Genomic DNA, 19398 nt, shown 5'->3' with positions numbered 1-19398 from the left:
ATTGACCGCTGCGACAAACGTCATATATCTCACTAAACTAAAACAACAAGTGCACTCAGATTAGAAATTTCCGAGTGCACTTGTTGTTTTACTTTAAGACCATTCTTAGTATTACGACTAACAATAATTGATCTATTTGGTTAGTACTTCCAGGAACACCTGTGCCATCATCTCAGCATCATCTTGAATTGACGCTTGCATGTAAGCATCCTGCTGTGCCTGGGTATAGTTGATGTCAAAACCATGCTGCCAAGCCAAAACCTCAGTAAACAGCCGCGTCGTGCGGCCATTACCTTCCCGAAACGGATGAAACATGTTGATTTCGGTGACAACTTGTCCCAACGCCTGTGCAAGCTGTTCCCGGTCATTCGGTAACATCGCAAAATTATCGAGTTGACGTTGAATATCCATTTCAGCATTACCAAATAAAGCCACCGGGTGGAAAAACGTCACCACGCCATTCGCAGTCTTGTTGAAATCAACTTCGCGATAGTGACCCGCCCAGTCGTAAACTTTTCCAAACAGATAACCATTAATCAACTTTAACCCTCCTACCTGCTGTCCAGTTAATTGTTGCCCATCTGGCAACTTATACTTGGCTAGAATTAACTTCTGCGACCGATCAACAGTGTAATCATATTCTAGTTGATGAAGTTCCTCATCATCCATAATTCCTAATAAGTTACGTAAGGTACCATTTGGTTGAAGGTAATCTTCCCATTGTTTCATTTGCTAGTTGTCGACTTAGCAGCCCGAATCTGAGCCAACATTTCTTCAGCAGTCGGTGACCCCTCAACATATGAGCGTTGCGCCATTTCAATATCGAACTTAGTCGGTTCAAAGCCCTCATACATGTTGCTAATCACAGAGTTCATGGTCGCCCGGTATTCCTCTTGATTTCGAAACTGCACACCCATGATGGTGAACTTCTGATCATCGTGTTCTAAATACATAATCGTATTCTCCTCCTCGAGGTTTGTCAGTGCGGTATACACCTCATCGTCCTTAGCCAAAATCTGAATCAAACGTACCGCGGTGCCACTTGGTTGGTAGTCCGCTTGTTCCCAGTGCTGCACCGTTCTAACCGAGGTGTTGAGTAACTTTGCCAGCTTTGCCTGACTAATTTGGTAATGTTGCCGAATCTCCTTAAGGATTGTGGCAGTTGTTTTCATCTTCATCACCTCACTCACAATTATACCCTTGAAGGGTACAATTGTCGTTATTATGGCCTCATACCTTAGCAAAACAGACCAACTAATTAGAAAGCAGTAGCATGACCAATCAACCCATTCACGCGCGCTATTCAATACCAACCAGTGCCCCATCAAAGTCATGCACCACTTTTTAGCAATCTGGTGACACATTAATTAATTACGATATTTCTGCCAAATTTCACGAACACTCGATGATTTCATTTGGTGCTTTCACGTTCTACCAACGTCGTTCCCAGTTCAATGCGCTGGGCTGCTTGACGATCATCTTGGAATCGGCTCACCAACAAATCGATGGCCGTCTTTCCCATCAGTTCAGTCTCAACATTGACCGAGCTAATCTCTGGATACACATATTCGGCCAGCGTCGTGTTATTGAAACTAAACAACTTGACCCGCTGTGGCACAGCAATATCAGCTTGCTGTAGCGCTTTGAGCGCACCGGCTGCCATCTGATCATTAGCGATAAAGAAGGCGTGTGGTAAGCGGTCACCTAACATTGCAATGGCCCGTTTCATCATCAGATAACCAGATTCACTAGTGTAATCACCAGCTAATACATACTCAGCATGATAGGCATGATGCCGCTGCAACGCCTGTTCAAAGCTTTGCTGACGTTGATTGGGAATCTCCACCTGCTGATCAGTGGACCACTCTTTGCCATAAATCATGCCGATATCTTGGACACCACGCCGCCAAAAATAATCAACGACGCGGTTAGTAGCAAACGTAAAATCAGTCACCACACTGCTGAATCCCTGAGCAAAGTGATCGTCATCAACAAAAACAAGCTGGTTTGACAAACGACTCAACTGTTGTACTTGGACAGGGCTAAATTTCCCCACCGCCACGATTGCGTCAATATCATCGCCAACCTGATCTAAATTATTCTGGAAGATACTAGTCGTCGTAAAACCACACACTTGAGCTTGATGCTCAATTCCTTTACGAATCGCTAAATAATATAAGTCATCATGTTCTTGAATCTTAGAGTACCACTGAATCACAGCGATATTTTTCCGCATTAGCGCCTTTATATGCTGACGTTTACGCTTACTGTACCGCAGCTCGCCAGCAATCGTAAACACGCGCTTGCGTGTCTGCTCGCTCACTGATAGTGTCTTGTCATAATTTAAGACCCGCGATACCGTCGCCAATGAGACATCTGCTCGTTGCGCAATATCTTTTAACGTTACGGCCATCGTCATTCCTCTTTTCTCTTAATTAGCACTGAATAACAAACGTGGGGCAACTGGGCGTGACACTATTCACCAATCATGACTCATCGGTAAATCGCGTCTACAACACCCCGTTGCCCCACGTCTTCATTTGATTAACAACTTAATCGTGCATTGCTGCGACAAAACGATCAAAGGCTGCCTCACCAGCGTCATCCCACTTAAAGACCCCAGCATCGGCCAGAACCCGGGCAAAGACGTTGCCGACCGCCGTATCAATGACAGTCGTCACATTGTCAGCGGTGATGGTATTAGTGGCCTTCAATTGATCAGCCCATGCTTGATGCATCGCGACCATTTGATTAGGCTGATCCAACAAGTATTTGCCGACTTCAGCTAATTCGGTCTTCAACCGGGCTGGTAAAATGGCCCGGCCCATCACTTCAATCAAGCCAATATTTTCCTTTTTGATATGTTGAACATCCTGATGTGGATGAAAGATGCCATCTGGAAATTCAGCAGATGTCTGATTATCACGCAAAACGATATCTAATACGTAGTCATCACCAACTTTGCGCGCAATCGGTGTCGTTGTGTGATGACGTGTGCCATCCGTATAAGCACGAACATCCACACTCTCGTCCGAATAATTCTTCCACGTCTCATGAATCTTCACAGCGGCATCCGTTAATGCAACCAAGTCCTGACTCGTCAGCCGAATCGTCGACATTGGCCATTTAACAATCCCAGTCTTAACACCCGCGATACCTAAGTCAATCGTGCGTGCAATTGGCGCTTTCATCATTGGAAATTCGTGCCGACCACCTTGGTAATGCTCGTGTGACAGCATTGAACCACCAACAATTGGCAAGTCCGCATTACTGCCCACAAAGTAATGTGGAAATTGCTGAACAATTTCAAGTAAGTTGGTAAAAGTTTGCCGGTTAATGACCATTGGCCGGTGCTCTTGATCCAAGAAAATCGAGTGTTCATTAAAGTAAGCATATGGAGAATATTGGAAACCCCAAGTATTGCCGCCAAGTGTTAACCGAATAATTCGGTGATTGCTCCGTGCTGGGTAACCGAGCCGGCCTAGATAGCCTTCATTCTGCATACATAGTTGGCAAAGTGGATAGCCATCTTGCCGTTGGTTACGCGCTGCCGCAATCGCTTTAGGATCCTTTTCAGGCTTTGATAAGTTGATGGTAATCTCTAAGTCACCAAATGGCGTTTTTGCTGGAAAGACCACGTTTTTCGCAATGGCCCGCGTCTTGATATAATCATTAGCTTTGCTTAAGTTAAAGAAATAGTCGGTTGCCGTTTGCGGACTAACCTGATACTTATCCCAAAAACGTTGGTTTAATACGGATGGTAACGGGGTCACAAGATCCATCAATTGATCCGCTAAGATATCTTCATCCGATTGAGTCGCTTCTATCTTGCCATTTTGAATCGCCGTTTTAACCAAGGCATCGGTTAAACTTGTTGATTGGTCATCGCTTGCCGCAATCGGATCACCCTCACCGACCAAACCAAGAACCCGGTTATGCACATAGATTCGATCTAATTCAGTATATTGCGAAGGCGACGCGATCACCGCCGTGACAAATTGATCCAAACTCGTCATTATGCTTGGCCTCCCCGATCATCATAGCCGGCCGGATGACTTTCTTTCCAAGTCCAAGCCGTCTTGATAATTTCTTTCACATCATCATACTTAGGTGTCCAACCTAAAACGGTACGTGCCTTGTCGCTAGCTGCAACCAATGTGCTTGGATCACCAGCGCGGCGTGGTGCCATGACTGCTGAAATTGGCTTACCAGTGACTTCACGAGCAGCGTCCAACATTTGTTTGTTGGAGAAGCCCGTTGAAGAACCCAAGTTAAACGCATCGCTATCGTGCCCCTGCTTTAGGTATTCCAAGGCTAAGATATGTGCATCAGCTAAATCGACAACGTGAACATAGTCCCGAACATTGGTTCCGTCTGGAGTTGGATAGTCGTCACCGAAGATTTGTAATTGATCCCGTTCACCAGCAGCTACTTGTAAAATAATTGGGACGAGATGCGTTTCTGGTGCGTGATCTTCGCCGATGCTGCCGTCAGGCTTAGCCCCCGCCACGTTAAAGTAACGTAAGGCCACGAACTTAATCCCGTAAGCCACATCTGACCAGTGCATGATCTTTTCCATCGCTAATTTACTTTCGCCGTATGGGTTAGTTGGCACTTGTGGGTCCGATTCCTTGATTGGCACCTGCTTAGGTTCACCATAAGTTGCTGCGGTCGATGAGAAGACGATTTTCTTCACATCGTGCTTAGCCATCACTTCGAGCAACTTAACCATCCCTGCCGTGTTGTTATCAAAGTACTTGAGCGGATCCTTCATCGATTCAGGAACAACTGAGAAAGCTGCAAAATGAATGACACCTTCAACGTTTTCTTGGTCAAACACGGTATTCATGAACGCCGTATCCCGGACATCACCTTCATAAAAACGCGCGTTTTCATTGACTGCTGCCCGGTGCCCCGTGACCAAGTTATCAACAACCGCCACGTCATACCCCTTTGCAACCAACCGATCAACTGCGTGTGAACCAATGTAGCCGGCACCACCTAAAACTAAAACTGCCATTCTAATTCCTCCTCAATATTTCTCAATGCTTACTGCTAATTTGTATTTTAAATCAATTCTTTTATTAAAGTTCCTTAGGGCCGTCTGCGATTTCAGCAATGTAGAAATCAGCGTCGTAACCAATCGTGTCGCGATAAACTTTACCGACGTTTTCCTTAAAGGCATCAACTTGGTCCTTATCAACGATGGCAATACCACAGCCACCAAAGCCAGCACCAGTCATCCGCGCACCAAGCACGCCTGGTTGTTTCCAAGCTGTTTCGGCCAACGTATCCAATTCTTTCCCAGTCACTTCATAGTCAAAGTGTAGTGAAACGTGGGAAGCCGTCACTAATTCACCAAAGGTCGTTAAATCATCGTCAGCCAAGGCCTTAGTTGCGCGAATGGCCCGTTGATTTTCGAAAACGGCATGCCGGGCACGTTTGATTAAGGTTTCATCATTGATTAAGTAGGCCGCTTCGTCAAACTGGTCGTTAGTTAAATCGCCAAGTGATTTGATGTCTAACTTAGTTTGTAATCGGCGTAATGCTTCTTCACATTCGGAGCGGCGTTCATTATATTTTGAATCCGCCAATTCGCGCCGTTTGTTCGTATTCATGATAACGATTACGTTGTTACCTAACTTTACGGGTGCATAAGAATAGTCCATGGTGTTGGTATCAAGTAAAATTGCTTGGTCCTTTTTACCCATTCCAACAGCAAATTGATCCATGATCCCGGAGTTAACACCAACATAGTTGTTTTCGCACTTTTGACCAATTTTAACAAGATCTAATTGGCTAATACCGAGATTAAAACCGGTGTTTAACATGATTCCAGTTAATAACTCAATTGACGCAGATGATGATAATCCAGCACCATCAGGCATGTTGCCATGGACGTAGAAATCAAAACCATGATCGAATTTAACGCCGGTCTTCGCGATTTCGTCCATCATTCCCTTAGGATAATTTGTCCAACCAGCGGCTTTGTCATATGAAAGGTCGTTGACATCAAACGTGACGATCCCAGCATCTGGAATATTAGCTGAGTACATCCGCACTGTCGTATCTGTCCGGGGTGCATAAACACCATATGTCCCGATTGTAATCGCACATGGGAAAACATGGCCCCCGTTATAATCAGTATGTTCACCGATCAAGTTGATTCGACCAGGTGAGAAAAAGACCCGTTCTGGCTTGGTATCAAAGGCTTTGGTAAACTCCTGTTTTAAGTCGCTAGTATTCATGAAAAATCCCTCCGTAAATAGTTTTACTAAAATTTTATTAGGTTTGACTATAATGATTTTTTTGATTGTTGTCAACACCCCACAAGACCTTTAGAACAAGATTTGGTAACGCTTTACAAATTTATCACGTTATCGATTCAAATTCTTCTTATCGCCCGTTGTCGTTGCCAGTAGTCGTTGTCATTTAGTTAAAATTTAACTAAAATGACATATATAAATTTAATATTTTGTTTTATGATAATTGTAAGCGTTTTTTATTTATGTAACTTTGAAAGGAGCTTCCTCATGCAAGCTAATCTTCAATGGTTAGATGACCCAGAAGTCTTCCGGGTCAACCAATTACCTGCACATAGTGATCACCATTATTATCACGACACAGCAGAATTCAAAACGGGTAGTCGCTTCATCAAGAGTCTCAATGGCGCTTGGCGTTTTAACTTCGCCAAGACACCGGCTGAACGCCCAGTTGATTTTTATCAACCCGATTTCGATGCAACCGACTTTGATACGATTCAAGTTCCCGGTCATATTGAACTAGCCGGCTATGGTCAAATTCAATACATTAACACGCTATACCCATGGGAAGGTAAAATTTACCGTCGCCCACCGTATACCCTCAATCAAGATCAATTAACACCAGGCCTATTCAGCGACGCTGCGGACAACACCGTCGGCTCGTACCTCAAAACCTTCGATCTCGACGATGCTTTTAAAGGGCAACGTATTATCATTCAGTTCCAAGGGGCAGAAGAAGCCCTGTACGTCTGGTTAAATGGCCATTTTATTGGCTACGCTGAAGATAGTTTCACCCCTTCAGAATTTGATTTGACGCCGTATATTCAGGACCAAGGTAACGTTTTAGCGGTTCGGGTCTACAAGCGCAGTACTGCTGCCTTTATTGAAGACCAAGATATGTTCCGTTTCTCTGGTATTTTCCGTGACGTCAATATACTGGCGGAGCCTGCTAGCCATATTACTGATTTGGACATCCGACCAGTTCCAAATGCCAATCTCAAAAGTGGTGAGCTCAACATCACTACTAAAGTAACCGGCGAACCAGCCACTTTAGCGCTGACCGTTAAAGACCATGACGGGCGAGTACTGACGAGTCAAACGCAAACCGGTAGTGGCAGTGTAACCTTTGATACTATGTTATTCGACCAACTGCACTTGTGGTCACCACAAACGCCGTATCTCTATCAATTGACAATTGAAGTTTACGATGCTGATCACCAACTCTTGGAAGTCGTCCCATATCAGTTTGGGTTCCGGACGGTCGAGCTGCGCGATGACAAAGTCATTTACGTCAACAATAAACGGTTGGTGATCAACGGGGTTAACCGGCACGAATGGAACGCCCACACCGGTCGCGTTATCAGTATGGCTGATATGCGCGCTGATATCCAAACCATGTTAGCTAACAATATCAATGCCGATCGGACCTGCCATTATCCTGATCAATTACCTTGGTATCAATTATGTGACGAGGCCGGTATCTACCTAATGGCCGAAAACAACCTCGAATCGCACGGGTCATGGCAAAAGATGGGGGCTATCGAGCCTTCTTACAATGTTCCTGGCGATAATCCACACTGGTTAGCAGCGGTGATCGACCGGGCCCGTTCAAACTACGAATGGTTTAAAAACCACCCATCGATCATTTTTTGGTCACTTGGCAATGAATCGTATGCTGGCGAAGATATCGCGGCGATGCAGGCTTTTTATAAAGAACACGATGATTCACGACTCGTCCACTACGAAGGCGTTGTCTACACACCAGAATTAAAAGATCGCATTTCTGATGTTGAAAGTCGGATGTACGAAAAGCCCCAAAATATTGTAGCTTACTTGGAAGATAACCCAACCAAACCTTTCCTAGATTGTGAATATATGCATGACATGGGGAATTCTCTGGGCGGTATGCAATCATATAATGATTTGATCGACAAGTATCCAATGTATCAAGGTGGCTTTATTTGGGACTTTATTGATCAAGCACTCTTCGTTCATGACCCAATCACCGACCAAGACGTGCTCCGGTATGGCGGTGATTTCGACGAACGCCACTCCGATTATGAATTCTCCGGTGACGGCTTAATGTTTGCCGACCGGACACCAAAACCAGCAATGCAAGAGGTGAAATATTATTATGGCTTACACAAATAATCAACTACACGTTATTTACGGCGACGGGAGTTTAGGACTACAGGGGGCTAATTTCCACTACCTCTTTAGCTACGAACGTGGCGGACTTGAATCACTCGTCGTCAATGATAAAGAGTGGCTCTATCGTACACCCACGCCCATCTTTTGGCGGGCGACAACCGATAATGATCACGGTAGCGGCTTTTCAGTCAAATCCGCACAGTGGTATGCGGCCGATAAGTTCTCAACTTGTCAAGATATCGAATTGACGGTTGACGACCAACCAGTCACACCGTTACCAATCGCGCCACTCAATAACAAATACACGGACCACGAAATCGCCACGAAAGTCTCTCTGGCTTACCACTTCGTTACCACGACCGTTCCTAGTACCATCGTCACAGTGACTTATACGGTGACAGCAGACGGTCAGATCAATATCGCCACCCATTATAGCGGTCAGTCTGATTTGCCAGAGCTACCCGCATTTGGTCTGCGGTTTATCATGCCAACTACCGCGACCGGCTTCGACTATACCGGTTTGTCCGGTGAGACTTATCCTGACCGGCTGGCTGGCGCAACACACGGACAATTCCACGTTGACATTCTGCCAGTCACACCATACTTGGTCCCACAAGAATGCGGCATGCACATGCAAACTGAACAAGTGACAGTAACGCGATCAACAACACAAAATAACGCTGACCACGACAACACACCATTCAGTTTGACATTTAGCCAAGCCGATGCACCATTCGCCTTCAGCTGCCTTCCCTATACCGCTGCTGAACTAGAAAACGCGACACACATGGAAGAATTACCATTAGCACGGCGAACGGTCTTATCAATCTACGGTGCCGTTCGTGGGGTCGGTGGCATTGATAGTTGGGGAACGGACGTAGAAGCCCCATATCATATCCCCGCTGATCAAGACATTGACTTCAGCTTTAACATTCATTTCTAAAAATTAATTTGATTTTAAAAGAACGCTCCGGCAGGTTATTTGCCAGAGCGTTCTTTTAGATTAACGATGATTAAGTTTTAATATGTTTAATGGCTGAGCTTAGTCCTTAGCCTTGAAGTAATGTACCTGCGCCGTAAAGTCACTAGTTTGAACGGGAGTCGTGTAGAGTCCTAGTTGCATCAATTCATCGCCACCGTACATTTTGTTTGTGTCGGTCTCAACGTAGGTCTGCTGAGGGTCTAATCCCGCTAACTTCGTAATATGCGGTTCTGGTTGAACTGCACCTAAAATAACGAAGGTGAACAGCAAAGCTTCTTTCTGATCCGGACTAACAAACATCCACGCCACCGTATTAGATTCAAACGGGCTCTCTAATCGATAAAAGGTCCCGTATTGAACTAACTCACGGTGCTGCTTATAGAAGGCAACCTGTCTTATAACGGTCTGCTTGTCCGCATCACTTAGTTGGGCCGCGTCCAGTTCATAGTCCAAGGTACCACTCATTGCCACAGCACCACGCATCTTCATCGACGTCGACCGTCCTAACAATTCATCCGGGCTCGTCCCAACATGGGCGGTAATTGCAGAAATTGGATAAACGAGTGAAGTCCCATATTGAATTTTGAGCCGTTCAATCGGGTCATTATTATCAGATGGCCAACTCTGTGGCATATAATACATTAAACCAGCATCGAAGCGGCCACCACCGCCAGAGCAGCCTTCAAATAAAATCTGTGGATAGCGTTTCGTTAAACGCTCCATCAAGTCATATACACCTAAGATAAAGCGGTGGCTAGTCTCACCTTCATGAGCTGAACCGCTATGTGGCGAATAGACTTCCGTTAAATTGCGGTTCATATCCCACTTGATATAATCAATGGGCACCTTATCAAGAACTGCGGTCATTTGTTCAAAAATATTGTCGACAACATCCGGTTGGCTGAAATCAAGCACGTATTCGTTCCGCGATAACGTTCGGCCACGATCTGGTACGCCTAACACCCAGTCAGGATGGGCCCGATAAAGTTCGGAATCGGCTGAAATATTTTCTGGCTCGAACCAAAGTCCGAACCGCATCCCTTTATCATGGGTCCGTTTACTAATATCCGCTAAGCCCTCTGGTAACTTGTTCCGATTAACAAACCAGTCACCTAGCGAACTATTATCATCATTTCGATGACCGAACCAACCGTCATCCAGCACAAACATTTCGATACCCAATGGTGCTGCAGCATCCAAGATTGATTGAATCTTGTCCGCATCAAAGTCAAAGTAAGTAGCTTCCCAATTGTTGATCAAGATCGGCCGGAGATCGTGCTTGTAACGACTGCGCGCCACGCGATCACGCAATAAATCATGGTAGGTTTGCGACATACCATTAAGCCCCGTCGTCGAGTATACCATTGCAACCTCGGGCGTTTGGAAACTATCACCGGCCGCCAATCGCCAGTCGAAGTTATATTCATTGATTCCCATAGTCAAGCGCGTCTGACCAATTGGGTCCCGTTCTAAACTAACCTGGTGGTTACCTGAATAAATTAGCAATGCACCAAGGACATTGCCTTGAAATTCATTAGTATTCGGATCAGCTAGCGCCACAAAAGGATTCATATGATGAGAACTAGCACCCCGGCGACTTTCAAACTGAGTTACACCTCGATGGAGCCGTTCACGACTAAGCTGGCGCTCACGCGCATAGCTTCCAGGTAACGAAATGGCATCTAATGGTTGGGTTGGCAGGTCCATCTGCATCGAAGCCACTTTTTCTAAGTCGACAGCTTGCTCACTGTGATTAATCAACCGGGCGCTACGCGTGATAACTGGCCGATCCCGATAAATCGTGTAGGCTAATTCGAGTGTCACGCCTAATGTGGCATCTCGCAACGTCACAATCAAAGTTTGGGCTTCATCCTCATCTTCGACATAAGTTTGTGGCAAGCTTCTTTTTGACATTAGCACCCGTCGATGGCACTAATCCTTGGCCCATCACCGGAAAATGTGCCGCACTGTTGATTTCGTTGAAGGTCATCCAGTACTTAACCTTTGAAGCATAACGCGTTAAGATGGTCCGCGCGAAAGTTTCGTAGAATTCAATCAAATACCGGTTCTTCCAGCCACCATACCGTTTGGCCAAGTTCAATGGCAATTCATAATGTGAGATTGTAATCACTGATTCAATATTATTGGCCAAGCATTCGTCAATCACATCATCATAAAACTTTAATCCGGCTTCGTTAGGTTGCGTTTCATCACCATTTGGAAAAATTCGTGACCATGCAATTGAGAAACGGTAACACTTGAAACCCATTTCGGCAAACAGTGCAATATCTTCTTTGTAATGATGATAGAAATCAATACCTTCATGGTTTGGATAGGTGTACTTATCTGTATCGATCGTCCAGTCAAAATCTGATTGACTAACGATTTTAAATCGGTCTTTGCCACCTGGTAACGCATCCGCAATCGATAAGCCACGACCACCTTGCACTATCTATGGGTTGTTACGTGATAGTTACCAATTGAAAGAGGTCAGTGCACCTAAGGGATATCAATTAGCAGATACGGTAATCGTAACTTCTACAAATTTTGATTCAAAAGGGGCCGTTATTAAAATTATCGATAAGATTGAGAAAACCTCAGTTTCAGGGACGAAGACTTGGAGGGATAACAACAATCAAGATGGAATCCGTCCAAGTTCAATCACGGTAAACTTATTGGCCAATGGTCAACAAGTTGCAAGCAAGAAAGTTAGTGCCAGTGATAACTGGCAGTACAGTTTCGACAACTTAGCTGCTTATGCTAATGGTCAGAAGATTACCTACACAGTTACGGAAGATGCAGTTGCGGGGTAAACCAGTACTGTTGATGGTTACAATATTACTAATACCCATAATCCGACAACGCCTAAGAAGCCCCAGGTTCCTAATAACCCGACAACGCCTAAGGAACCTCAAGTTCCTAATAATGGGAATAAGGTAACACCAAAGGATTTCACTCAAGGTAAAATGTACGATAAAACAAGTAGATTACCTCAAACAGGTGATGGATCATCAATGGGTATGATGTTAATTGGACTAGTGACATTATTGCTAAGCTTAGGTTTAGTAGTTATAAGTAGATTTACTATTTGATCATGATTGAATGATCGTAAGCACTCCACAACGAACCGGGTTAAATCTTAACCATTGATGGTATCTCAGATCCCTGGGTTCAAACAAAAATAGCGGGCGACCAACGCAGTTTTCTGCGTTAGTCGCCCGCTTTGGTTTCTCTATTAAGCACGACACGTGGCCTGAATTTCTGGAGCCCCCGGTAAATAAGCCTCAATATCTGGCGTGTTACGTTGCGTGTAAACCGTTAGTAATGGTTAAAAATACTTAAAGACGTCCAGTTTATTTAATTTTTCCATTTGTACAATACCAAACCAGATCGTATTAGCCTTTGCGCCTGCCGTTGGTTTTGTGAACAGACTTATTCTTTCGCACCAGCGTGGTAGAGTTGATCTGTTGCTCATCGTGGTTATTGTGTAAAGGTAGATCACAATGCTCAAAGATCTGGTAAACCCGGTCCTTTAGATTAAGGGCATTGTTAATCACATTGCGTAATAATTTTAACGGTGATTTCTTGATTGTTTCCTCGATTAACTAGTCGGCTTTGTGTTTCTAGGGCGTTGGCTTTTCACAACCGGGGTCTTAAAAAGATCATTCAAGGCTTCAGACATTGTTGGATGAGTATAGATCATGTCGCGTAATCTTTCGTAAGGTAATTTGGCCTTCATTGCCAATGCAATTAGATTGATGGTTTCATGAGCCTCAGCGGCATACAATGTTGCCCCTAAAATAAGGTGTGTTTTTTGATCAACGATTACCTTATAAAGCCCGCGTTGATCCTCCAAGACACGGGCCTTTGGAATCGCCTTGACTGATAGCTTGAAGGTTTGTAAATCATAACCTGCACTCTTAGCTTGACGTTCATTTAAGCCGACGTTAGCCAGTGGTGGATTTAGGAACGAAGCAGTCGGTATCACCATTCGATCGGCCGTTGAGCGATCCCCCTTATCAAACAATTGATCTACAATAATACGAAAATCATCCAATGAGACATAAGTGAACATAGGACCGCCATTAACGTCACCTAAAGCCCAAATGTTTTGTACTGTAGTTCTTAAATGATCATCGACCTGAATAGCACCGCGATTGGTTAAAGCAATATCAGTATTTTCTAGTCCTAAACTACTTATATTAGGCCGCCGACCGACTGCAACTAATACCGCATCAAATTCCGCAGTGTTACTTTGATCACCTTGTTGATAATATAATGTAACCTTCTCACCATTATCTTTTACTTGAGTTAGTTGAGTCTCCGGTTTAATCTCGATCCCTGCGTCAGTCAGATCTGCTACGACCTCGGTCGCAATATCAGGATCTTCGCGCTCTAACAATCTGGTATGTTGGTCGAAAATCGTTACATGCGTACCAAAGGAATTAAACATTCCAGCAAATTCAAGGCCAATATAACCGCCACCAATAATTGCTAGTCGTTTCGGTTGTTTCTCCAATTCCATAGCTTCTTTAGACGTAAAAATCCGCTGACCGAATTCTAACCCTGGGATTGATGGCCAATTTGGAACCGCTCCAGTATTAATGAAGATGCGTTCACCTCTCACCTTCTTAGTTGTTCCATCACTCATTACGACTGCCAAAACATAATTGTCGATAAAACGTGCTGACCCATCCCAAATTGTTGCTAGTGGCTCATCAGCCACCATGTGATAGTTTTTGTCTCGCAACTGTCTAGTCATCTCACCACGCTTATTAACTGCCGTAGTAAAGTCTAAGCCACGTTGACCATTTAAAATTAAATTTTTAGATGGTAGGCAGCCAACATTGATGCAGGTCCCTCCATACATTTGTTTTGACCGTTCGATCAGAAGCACGGTCTCATCATGCTGCGCCAAGTACTTAGCTAATGTCTTACCCGCCTTACCAAATCCAATAATAATATTTTTAAATTTATCCATTGTTTTACCCGCCTTTTACTAGTCATTTGTTATTGAACTTATTATAAGTAAGTAAAGCGTCAAAAGCAATTTATATGCTCATCTACCTATTTATCTGACTTGACTTTATAGTCATCATTTCACCATCTTATTTGTCTTTTACCACAGTTTTCCCTCTAGTAGCTGATTTTATGACCTTCTTTACTTTTATAATCGTACTGTCTGGTAGGGTTTGCGCCCGCTCTTGGACCGCCCTACTGGACGCTTGTTATTTCCCATTGCAGCAGTATTATTAGCCTTGCTTGCTGACCTTGCTAGTGTTGTAGCTTTCCTTTGCTGTCAAGAGCGGTTTTATTGCTCTTGGTTGATTTTTAATTTCCCTGTATAATGGATTGAGCAAGAAGTTTTAAGGGCGGTGGCTGTCTTTTCCCTTGTGAGGTGAGGCCCATGGGAACATGGAATAATCTTCAGTAAGGTTTCACAGTCAATGAGCGTCTTCCAGACACTCTCGTTGATGTTGCTGTTTGGCACGTTTTTAATCGCGCTACTCAGCTATATCGACAAAAGGAACAAATAAAAAAGCCGCCCTGCTCAACTTTGGTAGGTTGCAGGACGACAAAATTATCGTTTGAACAACTTGCCACCGCCTTTGAAGCGGCTTGCACGGGAAGTCCTGTTTTCGGCGGGACTTCCTTTTTCTGTTTATATTATAGCATGACCTTTAAAAACTGGCTAACGCTTTAATCTTTGATCAAATTCGGATTTGGGTTGTTTGATTGATGAATTTTCTTCAGTAAATGCTTGCAGCTGTTTTTGTGTTCGATTACTGATTTCATGGTGTATATCATTTAGTTTATTTTTTAGTTCTGATTTTTGTTGTGGGTTCCTTGCTTGCTGAACTTGTTGTTGCAAGCTTTGATATGACTGATTAAGCGCTCGGGCTGATAGCTTTTTTATTTTACATTTAAATTACAAGTGCATACCCCCATCTTCATGCCGATTACGGGTTTGGTGTTGCCGCTGCTTTTTCGTCATTTCCCACTCGGTCTCCTTTAGCCCACGTAGTTGTTGCTTTCTTAGATAGTCCGTATTTTTCGCATATAAAATGGTCATTAAGGCTTCGTCCAAAATATTCATCAGGTAATTTTTCGGGCTGGTTGGGTGGTAATTAATAGCCTGATAGTCTTTAACTTGAGCTTGCTTATATTGATCAAACCGCGTTGCCTGTTGTTTCAAACGGGTTTGTACCATTTCAATTTGTTTTTGATTAAGCTTAGGATCTTGGCCACATTCGCCGATAAACAGTTGCCGGGTGCCATCGTGTTTTAAGACCCGTTGCAGTCGATGATCCTGAATATCTTTTAATTCAATTTTTCCTGACAGGTAATTCAAACCGGCTTGGTGTTGCTGACTAGTAAAGACGACGGGCGGCTGCTGTTGTAATTGACTAAGATCATTTGCGCTTAATGGCTTTAATTCTGGATCATAGTAAACCACGGCGGTATAGATTTGCTCCTTATCAATCGTCTCTAGCTTATCCAGGTCACTGTCCGGAAAAGCAGTCGTTAGAATGCTGTTGTATTGGGTTTGCACCACGGCTTTAACTTCCCGAATGACCCGTAAATCTTTGACCGCTTTAGAAATGAATTCGAGTTCGCTTGGTTGATAAGCGGCTAGTATGCCCCGATCAGTATGCTTCAAATCGTCTAACTGGTGACCATGTTTGACTAGTACCGTGGTTAATTGTTTCTCAATTGTTTGGGCCTGCTGATTAACTAACTGCCAGCTGGTATATGGCCGCTTGGTAAACGTCAATAATTGCTGGGTTAATAAGTCGTTTCGAATATTCATTAAACGTTCGTTTAATTCACTGCCTTTGAAAATCGTTTGTTCACTATTAGTTTCTTTAATCAGTTCCCGTCGTTCAGCTGCGGTTGTCTGTTCAAAATTAAGTTCCGGATAAAGCTTTTTCGTTGCTCGTTCCACCACTTTATTTAACAACTGGTTAGCTTGTGCTAGTGATGTCGTTTGCTGGTCAATAGTCAGCAGTTGTTTAGTTACATCTTCACCAATGGCATGTTTGATTAATAAGCTGTTTTTCCAATTAAACATCATGCGCTGTTTATCATCTAAATGTTCTAAATCGACATAGGCTTTCAATTGCTGACTTAGATGACTAATTGTGTGTTTTTCAGAGAACGATAGCTCGTCAGTTAACGCGTCAAAATGTTCATGATTTCTTATCTTTTCGTCAAGATTATGATATTTAGCTTGAGCATTTCTTTGCGCTCTAACTTGTTGATTAAATGCTTTTCGATTTTTTCTTTGGCTGTTAATGCCTTCGTGTTGGGTAGGTGTCTCTTGAATCCCTTGATCGACAAATGATTTTTCACTAATCCGATCCGGAATATTTTTTTGTGCTAAAGACTGATTAACACTTGTTGCCCAATTATGCCGCCACTCATTAATTTTTTCCTTTTTATCCCAATCAACCAACCAAATTTTTCTTTGTTTTGGAAACCCGCTTTTGGTTAAAAGTTGCTTGCCATTTTCATCTTTAATGTACTGCGTCTTTGCTTTTAATCCCCAACTACCATCGGGGTTAAATGGGCGATTGGTTAACATCACATGTGCATGCGGATTGTCTGGGTGATCGCGATGAATTGCTACGTCAGCTACCATACCTTGATCGACAAAATTTTCTTGCACATATTTTGTCAGTAATTCTTTCTGTTCGGATTCACTTAATTCTACCGGTAAAGCTACGTTAAATTCTTTTGCATACCGTGAGTTTGATTTACGATCGTTCTTTTCAACTTCATTCCATAATTTTTCTCGATCACTGGCCCATTCTGGTGCATTTTTGGGGGTTAAAATAAAGCTTTCTGGAATTACCGATCGGGCATAGAAATATCGGCGACCTTCTTTATCATCAAATAATTTTTCACCACTTCGATAAGCCGAACTGGCAATCGCACTGCGTCCTTTTCCAGCACTAATATTACTAAAACTAATATGAAATATTGCCATGTTAGTCACCTCTTTACTTTGATTATATGGGCTTGACTTTGTTGTCGCCATCGGCGACTTCTAATACAGGATTTTGGGGGTTAGCACAACATAGAATTTATTCTATGTGTAAGTGCGCATTGACCTCGTTTCACTCGGTCTTCTGATTCTCTTAACTTTAATTTAGTGTATGCCTTCCGCTTCGCTATTTCAAATTTTATCCTTTGACTTAACGTTGCCTACATGATATAGTTTCGGTGATTATTTCTAATATGATTGGAGGGATCGTTATGTCTCAAAGTAACTTAGAAAAACAAGAAGCTAAATTAAAAGCCCTTAATCAAAAAATTAAGGACGAAAAAAATAAGATTGAACAACGGCTAGGTAAACAAATCATCAGTCAAGCCAATTTAGATTATGCTAATTTGTCTAACGATCAGATTAAGCTTTTAGCCAAGCAATTTTCTGAATTTTTAAAGGTAAAGTCCGTAGATCATTAGCCATACGAGATGGGGAAATTCCATGTCTAATCAATATGAAAAACTAGTCGAGCAGCAAGCGCGTTTAAAACAAAAAATTGAGCGGGAAGATTTTAAATTACGGCAATCTAAATACTATGAAAATCGGCAAGCCCGCAAAGCCCGTTCTCGCCGATTAATTCAAAAAGGGGCTTTATTAGAAAAGTACTTTCAAGCTAATAACCTCTCGGTCGAACAAACCGAAGAACTTTTAAAAACATTCGCTGACTATGTCAACGCCCATAAACCGGATAAATTAAAAAACGATCAACCTAATAACTAGGCCGATCGTTTTTATTTTCAGGATTGTTTTTTGGCTTAATTTCTGGATTGTGTTTAGCAAAGTCTTTTAACTGTTTTTGAATTCTTTGTGTAAGCTCTGCTTTACTTTCTTTGTGCTTCCTTTTACTTGATCGCTGTTGAATTATCTTTTGACCCTTACCTCTTCTTTTTGATTTTAGGTCAAGCGTAAAATCTGAAATTTTATTTTGATCTAGCTTACTTAAATGACCGATTTCTTTAAAGTTTAAACCGGCTTTGGGAAAGCGATAAATATTACCAAGATCGACCCAGGAAGGTTTCTTCAACCCAGCGGATTGCCAATCTTGAATCGGATAATATTGTTGCTTGATATAAGCCGACTTCTTTTCATACTGACTAGTAATTTTAAAAGCCTCGACCTTCTGTTCTGATACCCGACGAATTAAAACTGGTCGAGACTTGCCACCGTTAGTTTCTACAAAACTAACGTATAGGCTGACTAAGTCATTAGTCCTCATCTGGATCGTTGAGCCAATCAGCGACCTCTTTAGCGTCTTTGAACTCGGTGACTGGTGTCCCTTCGGTCGCCTTTAAAAAGCGTAAATTAGCTCTTTCTTCTTCGCTTAAAGACACATTAAAAGGTAAAGCACCATTAGCAACAATCCGCTTGTAAAACATGTTAATGGCCGTGGTTGGATTTAAGCCCAATTCGCTTAAAACTGCTTCGGTATCATCGGCCAAATCTTTATCAATCTTGACTTGGACCCGTTTCTTTTCCTTAACTGCCATGATTGTCTCATCTCCTTTCTTTTACTACTACCATTATACTACCTTTTGAGTATCTGATCAACGGATAAAACCCTGGCCTCAGACCACTTGAGGTTGGCATTGATCTAAAGGCTGAACTTTTGAGCTAGTTAGCTCTGACACTTATTTAAAAGCCCCTGTTCTTCTGTTTAAGCCAGTTAAATCTAGCTTAAGCATAAAGGGAGGTGAGTAAGTCTCAAAACCGTTTAGAAAGGATTTTGCAGCCTTTTAGGACTAGTAGTACAACCCACTGTTGTCGTTGTCGGCCGGCTTTTCTTCTTCGGGGTGTTTGGCCGCGTATTCTCTAGCCGCTTGTTTATTCCACCAAACACCAAATAGATTTTGCATGGTGCCGTACAGGTAGTTTTCCACGTTCTTGATGTGCTTCTCATTGCTTCTTAGGGCGTTAAAGTAACGTCTCAAGGCTTTAGTCATTAAAAATTTAAG

At 43.1% G+C, this 19398-nt stretch carries 18 protein-coding genes and 4 pseudogenes; 7 read left to right on the top strand and 15 right to left on the bottom strand.

The features are described from left to right. Positions 1-132: 132 nt before the first annotated feature. From AB3Y94_RS12440 to AB3Y94_RS12415, 6 genes are all read right to left on the bottom strand, one after another. Positions 133-729: a Fic family protein gene (locus AB3Y94_RS12440; protein WP_060463222.1), complete on the bottom strand. Its 597-nt coding sequence runs from the start codon at positions 727-729 to the stop codon at positions 133-135. Continuing rightward, positions 726-1172 carry a helix-turn-helix domain-containing protein gene (locus AB3Y94_RS12435; protein ID WP_060463221.1) on the bottom strand — a complete coding sequence of 149 codons (447 nt, stop codon included), beginning with the start codon at positions 1170-1172 and terminating at the stop codon, positions 726-728. The genes AB3Y94_RS12440 and AB3Y94_RS12435 overlap by 4 nt, the downstream gene beginning before the upstream one ends. A 239-nt stretch (positions 1173-1411) precedes the next feature. Further along, entirely contained in the window at positions 1412-2419 is a 1008-nt protein-coding gene (locus AB3Y94_RS12430) for a LacI family DNA-binding transcriptional regulator (protein WP_215660433.1), read from the bottom strand. A 133-nt stretch (positions 2420-2552) separates the two neighbouring features. Further along, positions 2553-4016, bottom strand: coding sequence for a UDP-glucose--hexose-1-phosphate uridylyltransferase (locus AB3Y94_RS12425; protein ID WP_215660430.1), 1464 nt, complete (start codon positions 4014-4016; stop codon positions 2553-2555). Then, positions 4016-5020: a UDP-glucose 4-epimerase GalE gene (gene galE / locus AB3Y94_RS12420; protein WP_367296533.1), complete on the bottom strand. Its 1005-nt coding sequence runs from the start codon at positions 5018-5020 to the stop codon at positions 4016-4018. The genes AB3Y94_RS12425 and galE overlap by 1 nt, the downstream gene beginning before the upstream one ends. Positions 5021-5084: 64 nt before the next feature. After that, on the bottom strand, positions 5085-6248 hold the full coding sequence (locus AB3Y94_RS12415; RefSeq protein WP_060463217.1) for a galactokinase: 1164 nt from the start codon (positions 6246-6248) through the stop codon (positions 5085-5087). A gap of 285 nt (positions 6249-6533) precedes the next feature. On the opposite strand from AB3Y94_RS12415, the gene AB3Y94_RS12410 reads away from it, so the two are divergent. Continuing rightward, entirely contained in the window at positions 6534-8414 is a 1881-nt protein-coding gene (locus tag AB3Y94_RS12410) for a glycoside hydrolase family 2 TIM barrel-domain containing protein (protein ID WP_215660427.1), read from the top strand. After that, positions 8398-9357, top strand: a complete 960-nt coding sequence (locus AB3Y94_RS12405; protein WP_367296532.1) for a beta-galactosidase small subunit — start codon at positions 8398-8400, stop codon at positions 9355-9357. The genes AB3Y94_RS12410 and AB3Y94_RS12405 overlap by 17 nt, the downstream gene beginning before the upstream one ends. A gap of 99 nt (positions 9358-9456) precedes the next feature. On the opposite strand, the pseudogene AB3Y94_RS12400 reads toward AB3Y94_RS12405, so the two are convergent. Both AB3Y94_RS12400 and AB3Y94_RS12395 read right to left on the bottom strand, forming a co-directional pair. Beyond that, a pseudogene (locus AB3Y94_RS12400) lies at positions 9457-11295 on the bottom strand (alpha-galactosidase); the annotation flags it as partial. 13 nt (positions 11296-11308) lie between these two features. Continuing rightward, positions 11309-11836 (bottom strand): annotated as a pseudogene (locus AB3Y94_RS12395) (family 1 glycosylhydrolase); the annotation flags it as partial. Positions 11837-11855: 19 nt separating this feature from the next. Here AB3Y94_RS12395 and AB3Y94_RS12390 point away from each other — a divergent pair. Together AB3Y94_RS12390 and AB3Y94_RS12385 are read left to right on the top strand one after the other, a co-directional pair. Continuing rightward, positions 11856-12209 carry a Cna B-type domain-containing protein gene (locus AB3Y94_RS12390; RefSeq protein WP_367296531.1) on the top strand — a complete coding sequence of 118 codons (354 nt, stop codon included), beginning with the start codon at positions 11856-11858 and terminating at the stop codon, positions 12207-12209. Between the two features lie 153 nt (positions 12210-12362). Continuing rightward, a complete protein-coding gene (locus AB3Y94_RS12385; protein ID WP_225364003.1) occupies positions 12363-12488 on the top strand; it encodes an LPXTG cell wall anchor domain-containing protein in 126 nt (41 codons plus the stop codon). A gap of 303 nt (positions 12489-12791) precedes the next feature. Here the strand turns inward: AB3Y94_RS12385 and AB3Y94_RS12380 are convergent, their stop codons facing one another. Both AB3Y94_RS12380 and AB3Y94_RS12375 read right to left on the bottom strand, forming a co-directional pair. After that, entirely contained in the window at positions 12792-12986 is a 195-nt protein-coding gene (locus AB3Y94_RS12380) for a transposase (protein ID WP_114684423.1), read from the bottom strand. Positions 12987-12997: 11 nt separating this feature from the next. Then, entirely contained in the window at positions 12998-14377 is a 1380-nt protein-coding gene (locus AB3Y94_RS12375) for an FAD-dependent oxidoreductase (RefSeq protein ID WP_070446795.1), read from the bottom strand. Between the two features lie 466 nt (positions 14378-14843). On the opposite strand from AB3Y94_RS12375, the gene AB3Y94_RS12370 reads away from it, so the two are divergent. Then, entirely contained in the window at positions 14844-14933 is a 90-nt protein-coding gene (locus tag AB3Y94_RS12370; RefSeq protein ID WP_107504371.1) for a putative holin-like toxin, read from the top strand. A gap of 155 nt (positions 14934-15088) precedes the next feature. Here the strand turns inward: AB3Y94_RS12370 and AB3Y94_RS12365 are convergent. Both AB3Y94_RS12365 and mobQ read right to left on the bottom strand, forming a co-directional pair. Further along, positions 15089-15313 (bottom strand): annotated as a pseudogene (locus tag AB3Y94_RS12365) (LtrC-like protein); the annotation flags it as partial. 12 nt (positions 15314-15325) lie between these two features. After that, positions 15326-17386: a MobQ family relaxase gene (mobQ, locus tag AB3Y94_RS12360; protein ID WP_367296530.1), complete on the bottom strand. Its 2061-nt coding sequence runs from the start codon at positions 17384-17386 to the stop codon at positions 15326-15328. Between the two features lie 251 nt (positions 17387-17637). Here mobQ and AB3Y94_RS12355 point away from each other — a divergent pair, with 251 nt between their 5' ends. Together AB3Y94_RS12355 and AB3Y94_RS12350 are read left to right on the top strand one after the other, a co-directional pair. Continuing rightward, entirely contained in the window at positions 17638-17865 is a 228-nt protein-coding gene (locus AB3Y94_RS12355; protein WP_003555660.1) for a hypothetical protein, read from the top strand. A 22-nt stretch (positions 17866-17887) separates the two neighbouring features. Further along, the gene (locus AB3Y94_RS12350; RefSeq protein ID WP_003646133.1) at positions 17888-18166 is read left to right on the top strand and encodes a hypothetical protein; all 279 of its coding nucleotides are present in this window, start codon (positions 17888-17890) and stop codon (positions 18164-18166) included. On the opposite strand, the gene AB3Y94_RS12345 is transcribed toward AB3Y94_RS12350, so the two are convergent. The 3 genes and pseudogenes from AB3Y94_RS12345 to AB3Y94_RS12335 form a co-directional block, all read right to left on the bottom strand. After that, a complete protein-coding gene (locus tag AB3Y94_RS12345) occupies positions 18156-18662 on the bottom strand; it encodes a hypothetical protein (RefSeq protein ID WP_024748204.1) in 507 nt (168 codons plus the stop codon). The two genes, AB3Y94_RS12350 and AB3Y94_RS12345, sit on opposite strands and share 11 nt — an antisense overlap. After that, entirely contained in the window at positions 18652-18933 is a 282-nt protein-coding gene (locus AB3Y94_RS12340) for a type II toxin-antitoxin system RelB/DinJ family antitoxin (protein ID WP_003646131.1), read from the bottom strand. The genes AB3Y94_RS12345 and AB3Y94_RS12340 overlap by 11 nt, the downstream gene beginning before the upstream one ends. A 252-nt stretch (positions 18934-19185) precedes the next feature. Next, positions 19186-19398 (bottom strand): annotated as a pseudogene (locus AB3Y94_RS12335) (plasmid replication initiation protein); the annotation flags it as partial.

This window comes from Levilactobacillus yonginensis (assembly GCF_964065165.1).
Classification (GTDB): Bacteria; Bacillota; Bacilli; order Lactobacillales; family Lactobacillaceae; genus Levilactobacillus; species Levilactobacillus yonginensis_A.
The sequence above is the reverse complement of the archived record's forward strand: the minus strand, read 5'-3'. Positions and strand labels throughout refer to the sequence as shown.

Bases quoted from the DNA above. Each gene is read 5' to 3' on its own strand.
- AB3Y94_RS12440 (WP_060463222.1), bottom strand. From the start codon at position 729: ATGAAACAATGGGAAGATTACCTTCAACCAAATGGTACCTTACGTAAC.
- AB3Y94_RS12435 (WP_060463221.1), bottom strand. From the start codon at position 1,172: ATGAAAACAACTGCCACAATCCTTAAGGAGATTCGGCAACATTACCAA.
- AB3Y94_RS12430 (WP_215660433.1), bottom strand. From the start codon at position 2,419: ATGACGATGGCCGTAACGTTAAAAGATATTGCGCAACGAGCAGATGTC.
- AB3Y94_RS12425 (WP_215660430.1), bottom strand. From the start codon at position 4,016: ATGACGAGTTTGGATCAATTTGTCACGGCGGTGATCGCGTCGCCTTCG.
- galE (WP_367296533.1), bottom strand. From the start codon at position 5,020: ATGGCAGTTTTAGTTTTAGGTGGTGCCGGCTACATTGGTTCACACGCA.
- AB3Y94_RS12415 (WP_060463217.1), bottom strand. From the start codon at position 6,248: ATGAATACTAGCGACTTAAAACAGGAGTTTACCAAAGCCTTTGATACC.
- AB3Y94_RS12410 (WP_215660427.1), top strand. From the start codon at position 6,534: ATGCAAGCTAATCTTCAATGGTTAGATGACCCAGAAGTCTTCCGGGTC.
- AB3Y94_RS12405 (WP_367296532.1), top strand. From the start codon at position 8,398: ATGGCTTACACAAATAATCAACTACACGTTATTTACGGCGACGGGAGT.
- AB3Y94_RS12385 (WP_225364003.1), top strand. From the start codon at position 12,363: ATGTACGATAAAACAAGTAGATTACCTCAAACAGGTGATGGATCATCA.
- AB3Y94_RS12375 (WP_070446795.1), bottom strand. From the start codon at position 14,377: ATGGATAAATTTAAAAATATTATTATTGGATTTGGTAAGGCGGGTAAG.
- AB3Y94_RS12370 (WP_107504371.1), top strand. From the start codon at position 14,844: ATGAGCGTCTTCCAGACACTCTCGTTGATGTTGCTGTTTGGCACGTTT.
- mobQ (WP_367296530.1), bottom strand. From the start codon at position 17,386: ATGGCAATATTTCATATTAGTTTTAGTAATATTAGTGCTGGAAAAGGA.
- AB3Y94_RS12355 (WP_003555660.1), top strand. From the start codon at position 17,638: ATGATTGGAGGGATCGTTATGTCTCAAAGTAACTTAGAAAAACAAGAA.
- AB3Y94_RS12350 (WP_003646133.1), top strand. From the start codon at position 17,888: ATGTCTAATCAATATGAAAAACTAGTCGAGCAGCAAGCGCGTTTAAAA.
- AB3Y94_RS12345 (WP_024748204.1), bottom strand. From the start codon at position 18,662: ATGAGGACTAATGACTTAGTCAGCCTATACGTTAGTTTTGTAGAAACT.
- AB3Y94_RS12340 (WP_003646131.1), bottom strand. From the start codon at position 18,933: ATGGCAGTTAAGGAAAAGAAACGGGTCCAAGTCAAGATTGATAAAGAT.